The organism is Pedobacter sp. WC2501 (assembly GCF_052682415.1).
Map to the genome: position 1 here is coordinate 5,565,713 of NZ_JBQZFI010000001.1, position 15,424 is coordinate 5,581,136.

Here is a 15,424-nt window from a genome sequence, read left to right on the forward strand (position 1 = left end):
TATCGACGGGGCAAAGGTGTATACACCATTTTACACAAAGAAATTATTGAGGTTACATAAAGGCAACAGCGTTACAACAAGCATATATCAAAAGGCAACACACAAACACAAAATATTGATTATCAATCAATTAAATACAAACCGAAACGCCGTTATGTTATTATTACCGTTACATTAACAAATTGTTAAGCCGCAAAATCCGCTAAAAAACAGGTCGTATATCACAGCTGATGTAACGGTTATAATGCCTGGATAAATGCTGATAAATTATCGCCTTGTGCCAGATTCAGCTTTTTCCTTAGCCTATATCTCGATACCCTTAAGCTATCGGTAGATATACCGAGCAAGGTTGCAATATCAGCTGAATCGAGATTCATTTTTAACAGTGCAATTAAGCGCATATCGGCTGAGGTAAGCTCGTGGCTATATTTTTTTAAGCTTTCGAGAAATTGATGGTGCACCTGTTCGAAAGCCAGCGTAAATTCCTTCCAGTTGCGTTCGTGGTTAAAACTCTGATTAATCTCGGCGAGAATCTGGTTCATCTGTTTTTTCTGATCCCGTTTATCCTCTTTCACCATCGCTTGTAAGGTACTTCTGAGATTTTCTAAAAATTGGTTATGCTTAATCAGATTTAACGTGTGGGTAGATAGTTCCCTGCTTTTAACCTCCAGCAATTGCTTCAGATTTTGTTCTTCGAGCTGAAGATTTTTAAGCTCGAGACTGGTCATATCGTGTTCTATCGCCTTCTGCCTCGCCAGCATCTGTTGATCTCTTAATTTTAATCGTTGCCTGCTGAAAATAACAAAACCCAAAACAACCAACAATATCACTACAATTGTGGCAGAAAAAGCAATAATCCTGTTCACCTTCCGGTCGTTTTTCAGTTTATTAATCTCCTCCGATTTTTTATTAATATCGTAAAGCACTTGCAAAAATGCTACCTGCCGGGCACCATCTTCCGAATACAGATCAATGGTGTGCTTATAACCAAGTTTTACATAGTGGTAGGCGCTGTCCATGTTGTTCAACAGTTCGTAGGCCTTGCCCAAATCCCTGCAGCAGGAACTCAACTGGTAAATATTCCCCATCTTTTCGGCCATTTTCAATGCAGTTTCGGTTTGCACAATACTTTCTTTATAACGGCCGGTTTTACGCAGGATATCGCCGAGATTATTAATTACCTCAATACTTCCCAAATTATTATGATCTTCCTGGTAGAGATTTAACGACTGTTTAAAATGCACATAAGCAGAATCGTAACGCTCCAGGTCTTCATATATACTGCCCAGGTTTTCGTGTATTTTTGCTGCTCCGCTTTTATCGTTAACCTGGTCGTTTATTTTTAAAGCCAGTTTTTGATAGTAAAACGCACTGTCGTACAATTGCCTTTTTTCATATAACTGTCCAATATTGCCCAAAACGGTTGCCTGACCGGTTAAATTATTCGATTTTTTATAAATACCAATGGCTTTGTTATAGCTATTCATGGCCTTATCTTTCTGCTTCATATAATAGTAGAGCACGCCAGCATCATTAAGGTTAGCGGCCAATAAAAGCGATTGGTTGGCATTGTTGAATATTTTATCAGCCTTTAAAAAGAACTCTAACGATTGACTGAAATGCCCCTGTGTATAACAAACCTTGCCCATTTGCTGCAGACATTTACCCTCCAAAAGTTCATCATTATCGTCGATGGCTTTAGCATATATTTTTTTTAACTGAGCCAGGGCTGCAGTCGGATCTTTTTGATTCAGCGCAATAATCGATTCGAATCTGTCGCCCCGGGCGTATGTATTCGAAATAGAGAATAGAAAAAATATAAGAACACAAATGGGTTTGATCATGTTAAAAGCAATTATATCAGGCAATTCCGAACAAAGAAAGAGCACCCATGTTAACTTAAGGTTAAGTTGAAGAATTAACTAGTGCTGATCAATATCGCATCTGTGTTTCTGATGTCGTTTTTATTATCCTCTACAAGTATATTTTGTAATTTAGAGGATATGAATATTACCTATAAGTTAGACATTATCCCTAAGGCAGAAGAGGTGATTACTTTATTCAGCAAGGCGGGCCTTAAACGCCCTACTGAACCTGAAAGAATAGCATTGATGCTAAAAAATGCCGATGTATTGGTTACTGCATGGCAAGAAGAAAAACTTGTGGGTATTTGTAGAACCCTTACCGATTGGGCCTGGTGTGCTTATCTGTCAGACCTTGCAGTATTTACAGATTTAAAAAATTCGGGAATAGGCAAGGAAATGATTTCGATAACACGCGAAAAAATTGGACCTCAATGCATGCTAATCCTCTTATCAGTTCCTACTGCTTTTGATTATTATCCTAAAGTGGGTTTCAATAAAGAAGACCGTGCATTCAGCATAGAACGTAAACAATAGTTTTATAGGAATGAGAAAATTATCTAAAACCTTGCATTAGATGGATATATTAAAGGCCTTAATTTTTATCATCCTTTAACTATTTTCGTGTCAGATGGCAACATCAGACACCATAAATAAGTTTTTTTAACCACAGATGTACACAGATAAACACGGATTTTTATATCTGTGTGCATCCTTTTTATCTGTGGTTAAATATGCCATTGCCAAGGTTCGTGTCTGCACGAACCATTTTCATTTTAACCCTACCCCCACCGTGGTCTGTGTCCTCACCAATGTTATTAACTTAGTGTTTTAAATATTTGAAAATCAAATTATTATGTTGATATTTAACTATTAAACAAGTAAAGTAAATGAGTATAATTTCTTCGAATCAAAAATTGGAGCAACATAAAGTGGCTCCTAAAAAAAACATTTGATTTCATTCAGGATAAAAACAGTTTTTCCCAATACCTTAAAGAACCAATCTTTTTTACCCGTAAGCGGAGTTTAAGCTTCCCTGTTGTTGTATCTATCGTATTAAATCTTTTTAAAGAATCTGTAGAGTATAATCTTTCTACAATTTTGCCTAGTTTATCCTCAAAAGCGGTAACAGGTGCAGCTTTTTCTAAGGCTCGATATAAAATATCCATCTCCTTTTTTAAGGATCTGAACAAAATACTGGCAGATTACCACAAACAGAACCCTTCACAACTTTGGAGGGGATATCAATTGATTGCCGGTGATGGCTCTACTGTTGGGTTACCACCTTCCAGGCAGATAAAAGACTTTTTTGGAATCTATTCAGAAAAAGGTGGTAGTGTAAAAAGTTGTTTAGCACAGATTTTTATGTTTTATGATGTTTTTAGTGGGGCAATTCTTTCTAAAAGGATATCAAAGATGGAGAAAACAGAAAAAACACTTTTTGATGCATGCATTGAAGAACTCCCAGGCCGTAAATCCATAGTTATTTTAGACCGGGGGTTTGGATATTTTCATATCTGCAAAAGCCTTTACGCAGTAAAACAGAATTTCTGCATTCGCATAAGCACCGCTCAGTCCTGTTTTGCAAAACGGATAACCCAACAGACTGAAAACGATTTTATAACAGAGTGGGATCCAAGCCCAAATGAAAGAAAATCCTGTTTAAAACATGGGTTAAATACTGAAAAAATCGTTGTTAGGGTTACAAAAATCCAATTGAAAACTGGAGAGATAGAAATACTTGTTTCTTCCTTATTTGATATGAATGATATCTGCACAGAGAATATGAAAGTGCTTTATGGCCTAAGATGGCCTGTAGAAGAAGGCTTTAAAAAACTAAAACCAAAGATGAAACTAGAGCAGTTTGGTTGTCGAAAACCTGATGGAATATTCCAGGAGTTTGAAGCACATATATTTATGATGAATCTGGTAGCTTTATTAGGCATCCAGGCACAGCAGGAGATCGACAAGAACAAAAAAAGAAAACTAAAATATAAATACAATTGGCAAAATGCTTTCAGGTTTGTTAGAAAAGTAATTATCCAAATACTAAATACGCTAAACCCAGAGCATATCATTCAATCTCTTATTAAACTAATAGCATCTTCTAAAATACCCATAAAACCAGACAGAAGCTTTATTAGGGTAACATTTAAAAAGAGGAAAAACAGAGCTCACCAAACATATAAATAGCTTAAGTTAATAGCATTGGTGTCCTCACAGACCACTTAAGTGATCAGAATAAAGGGATTCGATGAAACGGAGATGCCTGTGTTAAATAAACCCGACCGACAGCGTTATCCCGGTTTAAGAATTATTTTATTTACCGGTTAATCTACCGGGATTAAGCAAAGGGCGGGGCTATCGTAACCGAAGTACCACTGGTATTGCTTTCCTAAAAAATGATTAAGCCTAACATTTTATAACTACTTTAGCCCTTAATATCAAACATTTTTTCCGTGTCAGATGGAAACATCAGACACCACAGATAAGCAAAGGGTGGGGCTATCGTAACCGAAGCACCGCAGGTATTGCTTTCCTAAAATAAATGATTAAGCCTAACATTTCATAACTACTTTAGCCTTAATATCAAACATTTTTTCCGTGTCAGATGGAAACATCAGACACCACAAATAATCATCAGATTTAAAACCAAGCCCAACAAAAGGTTTGATTTTAATTTTTTAAATGTAACTTTGTTGCATTGAAGCATTCAACGTATAAATATCGACGCGAAATTTTTACCCGCATATGGGGGATATTGGTATTAGCGGTATTTCTTAATGCAATGTTGTTAGAAAGTCTGCACCACCACGGAGCGAAAGAAATAACACATCATAATTCTCATTCAAAATACAATACACAACTTGGTTCGGCAAAGTTAAAATGCAAACTCTGTGAGGTGCTGAAACACCAATCGCACTTTTTCTATCTGCCAGCACCCTTTGCATTGCTTTTACCACTAAATAAACCAGGTGTTAAACCTTGCGCTTATTTGATAAAGCGTCCAGTTGCTTATATCCTCTCTTACGCAAATAAAGGGCCGCCAGGTTTATTGGCCTAATCACTAAAACCAGTTTTTTTTATTTATCAGACAAATTCATTTTGTTTAATGTGCAGCTGTGCCGGCATGCGCTATACTCTTATATTTTTTATGCTTCAAGCGATTTCATTATCTAAAAATTACGGGGCTTATCAAGCCTTGAATCAACTTAATTTAACAGTTAACCCTGGCGAGGTATTTTGCCTCTTAGGCAAAAATGGTGCTGGAAAAACAACGACCATTAATTTATTTCTCGGTTTTATTGAACCAAGTTCGGGTAAAATTTTAATTGACGGCAGGGAGTTGGACGCACATGATAGCGAGCGCCGCAAACACCTGGCTTATATCCCTGAAGTGGTGATGCTTTATGGTAACTTGTCGGCCATTGAAAATCTTGATTACTTTTCGAAACTGGCAGGTTTTAATTATGGCACCAAAAGTTTGATCGGTTTTTTAAACCAATGTGGTCTACAAGAATCAGCTCACCACAAACAGCTATCTGGTTTTAGCAAGGGGATGCGCCAAAAGGTAGGTATTGCCATTGCCCTGGCTAAAAATGCAAAAATCATTTTAATGGACGAGCCAACCAGTGGCTTAGATCCAAAAGCAACAGCAGAGTTTACACAATTGGTTAAACAATTGGCTGCCGAAGGTAAATCCATCTTAATGGCTACGCACGACATTTTTAACGCGGTAAATGTAGGTTCACATATCGGCATCATGAAACAGGGCGAATTGATCCATACCCTTAAAGCCAGCGAGATTAACGCAACCGACCTTCAGGAATTATACTTACAAACCATCTAAAAAAATCCATTTCATGTACCCAAAATATAAGGCACTTCCTGGTGTCGTTACAATTTGTTTGCTTTTTTTGCTCAATTTATTTAACCTGCAAGCCAATGCCCAAATTAAAGTAAGCGGAAAGGTGATTAATGCCCTGGATCAAGGCGTCCATAAAGCCACGATTAAATTTAAAAATGGCAAAGATCAGTTAAATGCAATTAGCGATTCGTTAGGAAATTTCTTGCTTATCTTACCTAAAACTGCCAATTATGCTGTCTCCGTTAGCGCCATTGGTTATAGCAGCTTTAATCAGATTTACCCTATCAATCATACAGGCGATTTAAATCTTGATGCTATTGTATTGCAAACTTCAAATGAAGAACTACAAACTGTTGAAGTAGTAGGTACCAACGGCAAAAAATATTACGGCAATTATTCCTTCTCAGCTACAAAAACGGCCACGTTGAATAAAGACATTCCTCAGGCTATTTCTTCGGTTTCAAAAGAACTGATTGCCGACAGGCAGGCAGCTGTACTGGCTGATGCTGTTAAAAATGTAACCGGTGTATCGCAAAGCAGTTTTTACAATCAATTCTCTATCAGAGGAATTAACCAGAATGAAGAAGGTGCTATTATTAATGGCATGCGTACCCATCAATATTATTTTAACCAACCGTTAACCAATAACCTCGAGCGGATCGAAGTAATAAAAGGCCCTGCAAGTGCCACGTTTTCGAGCGTAGACCCAGGGGGAAGTATTAATCTGGTTACTAAAAAACCACTGACTGAAGACCGCAAGGAAATCAGCATCTCGGCCGGAAGTTTTAGTACAGTACGCGGCGCATTAGATTTTACTGGTCCGTTAAATTCGGATAAAACACTGCTTTACCGACTTAACCTTGGCTATGAAGACAGCAAAAGTTTCAGAGACCTGCAATATAGAAAGGGTTATATCATTGCTCCTTCATTTTCATACATCCCAAATGACCGTACCAGTTTAAATGTAGAGGTTGTAATGAACAACAGCAATTCGAGATTAGACCGTGGACAAGCTATTTTTGGCGCCATCGCCGGGCAAACCGATTTAAAAAGTACACCGATCAGTTTCAACATGGGCGCCAGCAACGACCGTTTTAACAGTCAGGATTTAATGCTAATGACCAATTTTTCTCATCGCTTTAACCAGGATATTGTTTTCAATGTGGCTTATATGAAGCAAAACTGGAACGAAGATCTTTTGGAACATCGAACCACCAATGCTTTTGGCGTTGATGAAAACAATCAACCGACCCCTACCCTTGCGGCCATGCGGGCAGTTCAGCGCCAGCAAAAGTGGCGTACCGATAATCTAAGTACCTATTTCAGTATAAATGCCAATACGTTTAGCTTAAACCATAAACTGGTAATCGGCTACGATCGGATTAATACCCAGAAACTGCGTGGCGGTGGTGAAAATTCTGCACAGGGTTACCGGTTAAAAGACGGAACCATTGCAGCAAGGTACGATCCCACAAAAAAAGATCTCTATTTATTTAAAGTGGTGAACGGCGTAAATGCACCTGTGCCAAACGTAGAGCATTTTAATCTCGCCAACCCAAGTTATACGATTAAAAATTTAAGCGATTATATTTTTACCAAAACTGAAATCCCGCCGGCCTACAATTTAGTTAATGCCGTTTATTTGCAGGATCAGATTAAATATGACAAGCTTGCCTTAACCCTGGGCCTGAGACAGGAATGGTACGAAGATTACAGCAATTATGAACTGGCAACCCAGAAGAAAATTTATCAACATAAACTCTTGCCAAGAGTTGGGATAACCTATGCGGTAACCACAAACATTAACCTTTATGGAACTTACTTACAAGGTTACCAACCGCAGGGCAATACTTCAACTCTGGTAATTGTTCCACCGCCTGCAGGTTCCAATTTTAAACCATTAGAAAGTGATTTGAAGGAAATTGGTGCGAAATCTGAATGGCTGAATAAAAACCTGATGGTAAATGTTTCGGTTTTCGAAATTAACCAGAAAAATCTATTGATGAATGCAAACGATCCTTTAGATGTAAACCGCTTAATTGAACGTGGCGCACAACGCAGCCGTGGTTTCGAATTTGAAGCTTCAGGTTTCATCAGACCCAACTGGCAGTTTAATGCAGGTTATAGTTATGTAGATGCCATTATTAAGGATGATTTAAACCCGGCTTTAATCGGTCAGCGCGTGCAGAACACACCAAAACACAGTGCCAGCTTATGGACGCGTTATAATTTCGAAACGCAACAGCTGAAAGGTATTGGTTTTGGCGCAGGCTTACAATATAGTGGCACTAAACTTCCGTTGTACATCAGAGATTTTACACTTCCGGCCTATACCCTTGTTGATGCCGCAGTTTATTATTCGCCTGCAGGTTCTAAAGTACAGTTGGCCATAAACATGAACAACATTTTAAATAAAACCTATTGGGTTGGGGCACAAAACTACCTACGCCTTTTCCCTGGCACACCAAGAAATGTAATGTTTAACGTAACTTATAGAATATAATGTCAGCTAGAATAAGCACTATTGCGAAACAAACTTTTAAAGCCACCTTTAACAATAGCGCCACCTTAGCCTTAACCCTTTTATTAGGTTTATCGCTCTGTTTGGCCACTTATGTTGGCTGGCAAAATTTTAAAACGCAAAATAATCAAAGGCTCCATTATAAGGAGCTGGTAAGAACACAATGGTTAGCCAAACCAGATAAACATCCTCATAGGATGGCGCACTATGGTTACCTCGCCTTTCGGGAAAAACACGAACTCAGTTTCTTCGATTTTGGCATTGAAAGTTTCGCCGGGGTATCGATTTTTTTAGAGGCACATAAACAGAACACCGTCAATTTTAGTGAAGCAGGTTTTACGAACGGCATGTTAAGCTTTGGCGAAATTAGTGTAGCCATGGTATTACAACTGTTGGTACCCTTGCTCATTTTCTTTTTGGGTTATAACAGCATATCGGCAGAACGCGAATCAGGAACATTAAAAATCCTGTTGTGCCAGGATGTAAGCTGGAAACAACTCCTTTGGGGCAAAACCATAGGTATTATTGGCATTTGTCTTTCCATATTTATCCCACTTATATTGCTCACCATCTTGTTATGGGCATCTTTAAGTCACTGGCAAATTAGTATGGATTCAGCCTTACGCCTGTTACTTCTGGTTTTATCTTATGCCATTTATTTTTTCATTATTTCGGCTATTACCGTTTTGGTTTCGGCCTTTGCGCGCAGTTCTAAATCAGCCTTAATTACCTTATTGGCCTGTTGGATATTTTTCATGGTCATTATGCCCCGCATTACCCAGGCGGTTGGTGTAAAGATCCATCCTTCACCTTCTAAAATAGAATTTGCCGACGCCATTGCGGCAGATGTTCATCGGCAAGGCGATAGCCACGATCCCAATGACCCACATTATGCGGCCATTAAAGATTCACTGCTTAAAGCTTACGCGGTGGATGATGTAAAAAAACTCCCTTTTAACTATGGCGGTTATATTATGGCCGAAGGCGAAAAAATTACCTCAAAAATTTATAGTCAGCACCAAAATGAGCTGAACCATATTTTCGAAAAACAGAACAGCATTACTACCATTTCGGGTTTCTTAAACCCTTATTTATTGCTGAAACATATTTCGATGGCCTTAACCGCATCCGATTTTAATACTTTCGTCGATTTTCAGCATCAGGCAGAAACCTATCGTTATCAACTTGCTCAAAAGATGAATAAGCTGCAAATTGAAAAGATCAGCAATATTGCACCTGGAGAAGAAGAAAAACCTTTAGCCATCAGCAAGGCAAACTGGGCTGAACAACCCGATTTCAATTACCATTTCAAAAAACTAGGTGCTGTTTTATGGAATGAGTTATTAGCACTAAGCGCCCTAACCTTCTGGTTATTGGTTGCGGTTATGTTGCTTCAATATTCAACCAAATGGATCAAAACGATATCGCAATAAACATGAAAAAAAGTAGATATAACCTTGAATTTAAATTGTTTTTTAGAAACAGTTCCTCATGGATTGGGATCGTTGTACTCCTGATAACAGGCTTTGCCGGCCTGTATTTCGGCAAAACCTTCATTTCCAGGCAAAAGGCTGTAATTGAAAAGGCAGCATTACTGCAAAAGAAAAACACCGTCAATAATATTAATCATTTTGGCAAAGATATTGGCCTGGTATTTTTCCATAATAAGTTTACGCTGGCCAACGCACCGAACAACTGGGCAGCTTTTGCCAATGGGCAGCGCGATATCAATCCTTATTTAATCTCGGTAACTATGCTGGGTTTAGAAGGCCAACTTTATGATACAGATATTAATAACCCTGTTAGCCTGCTTTTGGGCAATATGGATCTTAGTTTCGTTTATATCTTTTTATTCCCACTGGTTATTATTGCCTTTACCTACAATCTTCTTTCAGAGCAAAAGGAAAGTGGCATTTGGTCGCTCTTAAAGGCACAAACCAACCAATCATTTGAGGTAATCTGGCAAAAATTTTTAGTCAGGCTAGTGGTGGTTTTTACTGTTGCGCTGTTGCTGTTATTTATAGCGATGCTATATTTAGAACTCCCGCAAGATTTCACCTTCTTGTCGGTTACCATACTTATTTTACTTTATCTGACTTTTTGGTTTGCTATTTCATTTTTCTTCATCTCTTTAGGTAAATCTTCTAATTTTAATGCATCGGCACTGATAGCAGTCTGGGTACTGCTCTGCATCGTAATTCCTGCATCTTTCAATCTTTTTCTAACGTGGAAATACCCGGTACCTGAAGCTTTGCAAAATGTGATCAACCAACGCGAAGGTTACCACGAAAAGTGGGATATGGCTAAAGACGTAACCATGAAACCTTTTTTTGAACATTACCCTCAATTGAAGAAATATCCTTTTCCTGAAAAGAAAACCTTTAGCTGGTATTGGTATTATGCCATGCAGCAAATGAGCGATGACCAGGCAGCAACAAGCAGGTTTGCTATCGAAAAGAAACTCGCCAGCAGGCAGTATTTCACCAATATGATTGCCTTATTGTTCCCTACCATACAAACTCAGCTTGGGGTAAATAAAATGGCAGGATCTGATCTCAATACACATCTCGGCTTTCAACAGGCGGTTAGAAAATACCACGAGCAAATCCGCTTACATTTTTATCCGGCAATTTTTCTTAATCAATCAGTTGATAATACAGACATTAAAAATTATAAACTGGAAAAATATAATCCGCAAGAGATTCCGTATATCTGGATTAACATGCTTTCGGTTTCACTGTTAACCATCATGATTATTGGCGCCACGGCCTTCAATTTAAAAAGGTTTAATAATTAACAGAATTCGTCAATTGCGAGGAGTCTTTTTCAGCCGACGAAGCAATCTTTATAGTAAGGACTGCTAGCATGAAAGATTGCTTCGTCGTTCCTCCTCGCAATGACGTTTTATCGCGGACATCCGCAACCTCAAATTCTACTAGCTAATCAATTGACTCTAAGGTATCAGATTTCCTCCAACCAATAACAAATGGACAACTAACTAATGACCAATGAACCTCCTCTACAGCGGATAAGCGGTTTCACTTTTTGGCTCTGAAAGTACAAAGTAGCTCTGAACGGTTGTGATATTAGGTAAAGTAGCCAGTTTATTCCGTAAAAATTCGTGATAGGCATCCATATCTTTAGTTGCAATACGGAGAATAAAATCGTGAGCCCCAGTCATCTGAAGGCATTCCATTACTTCCCCAAATTTAGAAACTTCGGTTTCGAATTCGATCAGGGTTTTAGCAGTATGCTCTTTCAGTAATACATGAGAGAAAGCAATCAGGTTTCTGTTTATTTTTTTCCGATCGAGAATTGCCACAATTCTTTTAATGTAACCTTGTTCCTTTAATCTCCTTATACGTTCGTGTATGGTTGCTATAGATTTATGCAGCTTTAACGATATCTCTTTATGGGTCAGGGCGGCATCATGCTGCAGCAATTTTAATATTTCTATATCAACCTGATCTAAATCTCCGTGTATCATGTACGCCTATGAATGAAAAAAAATATAATGGACATTAAAAAATTCAGCTTAAACTGAAATAAAAATCAATATTAGTCAAAAAAAACAGAAAATTTCTGTAAAAAACAACTTGTATTGACACAAATAAGAATAATAATGAATTTTACCGAAATTAAATTATTGGAAAAGCTTTCTATAAACGATTTAAAAAATAGCCATGAGAACATTAACAGCAAATGAAATGACAGCTTCCAATATAGGAAAATTTGAACATTTATCGCTTCTGGTTGGTAACACACCAATGCTGGAGCTTACTTATACTTACCAGGGAAGTATAGGTAAAATTTATGTTAAATGTGAGCATTATAACTTAACAGGCAGTATTAAGGATAGGATGGCGCTTTATACCTTGAAAAAAGCTTATGCTGAAGGCAAAATCAAAGCCGGAGACCGTATAGTTGAGGCTACGAGTGGTAACACCGGGATTGCATTTGCTGCAATAGGCAAAGCCTTAGGTCATCCGGTAACCATCATAATGCCCAACTGGCTGAGCAAAGAGCGCATGGATATTATTAAAAGTTTAGGTGCTGAAATTATTCTGGTGAGCAAAGAAGAAGGCGGATTTATCGGTAGCATTAAACTTGCAGAAGAGATGGCCGAAAACAATCCGGATATCTTTTTACCAAAACAGTTCGAAAATATTGCCAATCCAGAAGCACACGAACATACCACAGGAAAAGAAATCTGGGGCCAATTAAAATTGAAAAATCTATCACCAGATGCTTTTGTTGCCGGAGTAGGTACTGGAGGAACCATCATGGGCGTAGGTAATTTTTTAAGAAAGCAAAATGCCGATATTAAAGTACATCCACTTGAACCTGCAGAATCACCTACTTTAACTACGGGTTATAAAGTAGGCAGCCACAGGATCCAGGGCATTTCTGATGAGTTCATTCCCGAAATTGTTAAACTGAGCGAACTGGATGAAGTGATACAGGTAAATGATGGCGATGCCATACTAATGGCACAGAAACTTGCTGAGAAACTTGGTTTAGCGGTAGGCATATCATCAGGAGCCAATGTAATAGGTGCTATCAAACAACAGCAAAAAATGGGAACTGACAGCTGTGTAGTGACCATCTTTTCTGATAGCAACAAGAAATATTTAAGTACCGATCTGATGAAGTTGGAACTCGTTAAAACAGGATACATTACCCCTGAAGTAGATTTTCTGGATTACCAGGCCTTTAGCAGATTACATTAATCAACATAACCAATAAACCACAACATGAAAAAAATCATCTTTTTGTTCTGTACTGTATGCCTGATTAGCCTTAGTGCATATAGCCAAATTTTAAAACCCGTAACCTGGAGTTACGCCGCAAAAAAAACCGGCCCAAATACAGCTACTGTTTTCATCAAAGCTTCGGTAGATCAGGGATGGCACCTCTATTCACAATTTGTTAAAGATGGAGGTCCTGTTAAAACAACCTTTACTTTTCCTGCTTCCGGCGCTTATACCCTGGTTGGAAAAACAATCGAACCAAAAGCGATAACCAAGTTCGAATCTACTTTTAAAATGGATGTAAGCTACTTCGAAAAGTCGGTAGTTTTTCAACAAAAAGTGAAGCTAAAAGGTAAAACCGCAACCATTAAAGGCAATGTAGAGTTTATGGTATGCGATGATAAGCAATGTTTACCGCCAGAGCAGGTCGAATTTAGTATTCCTGTAAAATAATAGCATTACCAAGAATATGATATCCTTAAAAAAAATATGTCTCGGTTTGCTTTTTGCTTGTGCCATATCCTTAAATGGATATGCACAGGATAGCTCCGGCACCGACGACCTCACTTTTACAGAGATAAAGCCAGAAGCGCCTGATAGCACGATTAAAGCAAGCGATACTGTTGCCAAAATAGCAGCCGCAGCACCCGCCACTGTTAAGCAAACTGTTGCGCCATCAAAAGAAGAGCACAAAACTTTGTGGGGGATTTTTATTGCAGGCTTTGTTGGCGGTTTAGCAGCCTTGTTGATGCCCTGCATCTTCCCTATGTTGCCCCTTACAGTAAGTTTTTTCACTAAAGGATCAGAAAAAGGGAAAGCCTTCCGGCGGGCAGCATTGTATGGTTTTTTTATTATCCTTATTTATGTAGTACTTGGACTTTTGGTTACCATAATTTTTGGTGCCGATGCCTTAAACAGTCTATCTACCAATGGGATATTCAATTTCTTTTTCTTCTTATTGCTTGTTGTTTTTGCAGCTTCGTTTTTGGGGGCTTTTGAAATTACCCTACCCTCTTCATGGGTAAATAAAATGGATGCCAATTCGGATAAAGGCGGCATTGCAGGATTATTTTTTATGGCCGGAACGCTGGCTTTAGTATCCTTTTCTTGCACCGGCCCCATTATAGGCACTTTATTGGTACAGGCAGCCACAACGGGGGCTTTGTTAGGGCCAGCAATTGGCATGTTTGGTTTTTCTTTGGCGCTGGCCATTCCTTTTGCCTTATTTGCTTTGTTTCCCTCTGCAATGAACAAACTACCAAAATCTGGTGGTTGGCTAAACAGTGTTAAGGTTGTGCTCGGTTTTCTTGAGCTTGCTTTTGCGCTAAAATTCTTAAGCAATGTAGATCTGGCCTACCATTGGGAATGGTTTGACCGCGAAATATTTTTAAGCCTTTGGATTGTTATTTTCGGGATGATGGGTATTTATCTTCTGGGGAAACTAAAGTTTTCGCATGATAGTCCTTTAGCATTTATCTCAGTACCCAGGCTTTTTCTGGCCACTGTAGTATTGGCCTTTACTATTTACCTGATCCCGGGCATGTGGGGGGCGCCATTAAAGAGTATTTCAGCCTTTCTTCCACCACAGGAAACACAGGATTTCGATTTATATACAGCCAATTTATTAGCAGGAAAACCGACCGCAACAAATGATGCTCCACATAAATACGCAGATAAATTTCATGCGCCATTAAAGCTGAATGCCTATTTCGATTATGATGAAGGTTTAGCTGCAGCTAAAAAACTGAATAAACCTGTACTAATTGATTTTACCGGCCATGCCTGCGTAAACTGCAGAAAAATGGAAGCCAATGTCTGGCCAGATAAAGACGTATATAAAATGATCAGTAATGATTATGTTTTGATCCAGTTATATGTAGATGATAAAACAGCACTTGCTCCGGCTGATGTAACGGTTACGCCTGAAGGAAAAAAACTCAGCACCATTGGTAAAAAATGGAGCGACCTGCAAGCAAGGAAATTCCAGTCAAATTCGCAGCCTTTTTATGTACTGCTTGATCCAAAAACAGAAACACTATTGGCACCACCACAAGGTGCTGATTATGAAATAGCCAATTACCAAAAATTCTTAAAAAGTGGTTTAAACGCTTTCCACTAACAGATAGGACTTAAAAGCGTTTATTTTAGTTAATGATGGAAGGACAGTACCGGATGGTCTGTCCTTTTTTTTTGCCTTTTTTTCCAAGAGGTAAATCTACTCATTTACATACCTCAGCTTTAATCTTTTGCAAATACGTATAGTTTACAGGATGGAACAGGACGGATTAGCCGAATAAAAGTTCTAATCTCGTAAAACCAAGTATAAATCCATCTATATGAGCAAGAAAAACTACGCTAACATTATGCAATCGTTTGCATTCAATTATCCCATTATTGCTATTTTTAATCCTGAGGCAAAAAA

General features: G+C 38.4%; 11 protein-coding genes. 9 read left to right on the forward strand and 2 right to left on the reverse strand.

All coding sequences use genetic code 11. From position 1 onward, the window contains the following. Positions 1-239 precede the first annotated feature (239 nt). Positions 240-1,844: a tetratricopeptide repeat protein gene (locus ACUN24_RS23275; RefSeq protein ID WP_445564686.1), complete on the reverse strand. Its 1,605-nt coding sequence runs from the start codon at positions 1,842-1,844 to the stop codon at positions 240-242. Positions 1,845-2,003: 159 nt separating this feature from the next. Between ACUN24_RS23275 and ACUN24_RS23280 the strand changes: the two genes are divergently transcribed. The 6 genes from ACUN24_RS23280 to ACUN24_RS23305 all read left to right on the forward strand — a co-directional run bounded on the left by ACUN24_RS23280 (position 2,004) and on the right by ACUN24_RS23305 (position 11,048). Then, a complete protein-coding gene (locus tag ACUN24_RS23280; protein ID WP_445564687.1) occupies positions 2,004-2,399 on the forward strand; it encodes a GNAT family N-acetyltransferase in 396 nt (131 codons plus the stop codon). Between the two features lie 423 nt (positions 2,400-2,822). Beyond that, positions 2,823-4,055, forward strand: a complete 1,233-nt coding sequence (locus ACUN24_RS23285) for an IS4 family transposase (protein WP_445565116.1) — start codon at positions 2,823-2,825, stop codon at positions 4,053-4,055. Positions 4,056-5,064: 1,009 nt separating this feature from the next. Then, entirely contained in the window at positions 5,065-5,712 is a 648-nt protein-coding gene (locus ACUN24_RS23290) for an ABC transporter ATP-binding protein (protein WP_445564688.1), read from the forward strand. Between the two features lie 13 nt (positions 5,713-5,725). Further along, positions 5,726-8,233, forward strand: coding sequence for a TonB-dependent siderophore receptor (locus ACUN24_RS23295; RefSeq protein ID WP_445564689.1), 2,508 nt, complete (start codon positions 5,726-5,728; stop codon positions 8,231-8,233). After that, a complete protein-coding gene (locus ACUN24_RS23300; RefSeq protein ID WP_445564690.1) occupies positions 8,233-9,684 on the forward strand; it encodes an ABC transporter permease in 1,452 nt (483 codons plus the stop codon). The genes ACUN24_RS23295 and ACUN24_RS23300 overlap by 1 nt, the downstream gene beginning before the upstream one ends. Positions 9,685-9,686: 2 nt before the next feature. Continuing rightward, the gene (locus ACUN24_RS23305) at positions 9,687-11,048 is read left to right on the forward strand and encodes a DUF3526 domain-containing protein (protein ID WP_445564691.1); all 1,362 of its coding nucleotides are present in this window, start codon (positions 9,687-9,689) and stop codon (positions 11,046-11,048) included. 222 nt (positions 11,049-11,270) lie between these two features. On the opposite strand, the gene ACUN24_RS23310 is transcribed toward ACUN24_RS23305, so the two are convergent. Continuing rightward, a complete protein-coding gene (locus ACUN24_RS23310; RefSeq protein ID WP_121286955.1) occupies positions 11,271-11,738 on the reverse strand; it encodes an Lrp/AsnC family transcriptional regulator in 468 nt (155 codons plus the stop codon). A 196-nt stretch (positions 11,739-11,934) separates the two neighbouring features. Here ACUN24_RS23310 and ACUN24_RS23315 point away from each other — a divergent pair, with 196 nt between their 5' ends. Genes ACUN24_RS23315 through ACUN24_RS23325 form a run of 3 tightly spaced genes read left to right on the forward strand, consistent with a single transcriptional unit; the run spans position 11,935 to position 15,121 of the window. Next, entirely contained in the window at positions 11,935-12,981 is a 1,047-nt protein-coding gene (locus ACUN24_RS23315; protein ID WP_445564692.1) for a PLP-dependent cysteine synthase family protein, read from the forward strand. Between the two features lie 24 nt (positions 12,982-13,005). Next, positions 13,006-13,455, forward strand: coding sequence for a protein-disulfide reductase DsbD domain-containing protein (locus ACUN24_RS23320; protein ID WP_121286959.1), 450 nt, complete (start codon positions 13,006-13,008; stop codon positions 13,453-13,455). A gap of 16 nt (positions 13,456-13,471) precedes the next feature. Next, positions 13,472-15,121, forward strand: a complete 1,650-nt coding sequence (locus tag ACUN24_RS23325; protein WP_445564693.1) for a protein-disulfide reductase DsbD family protein — start codon at positions 13,472-13,474, stop codon at positions 15,119-15,121. The last annotated feature ends 303 nt before the right edge of the window (positions 15,122-15,424 follow it).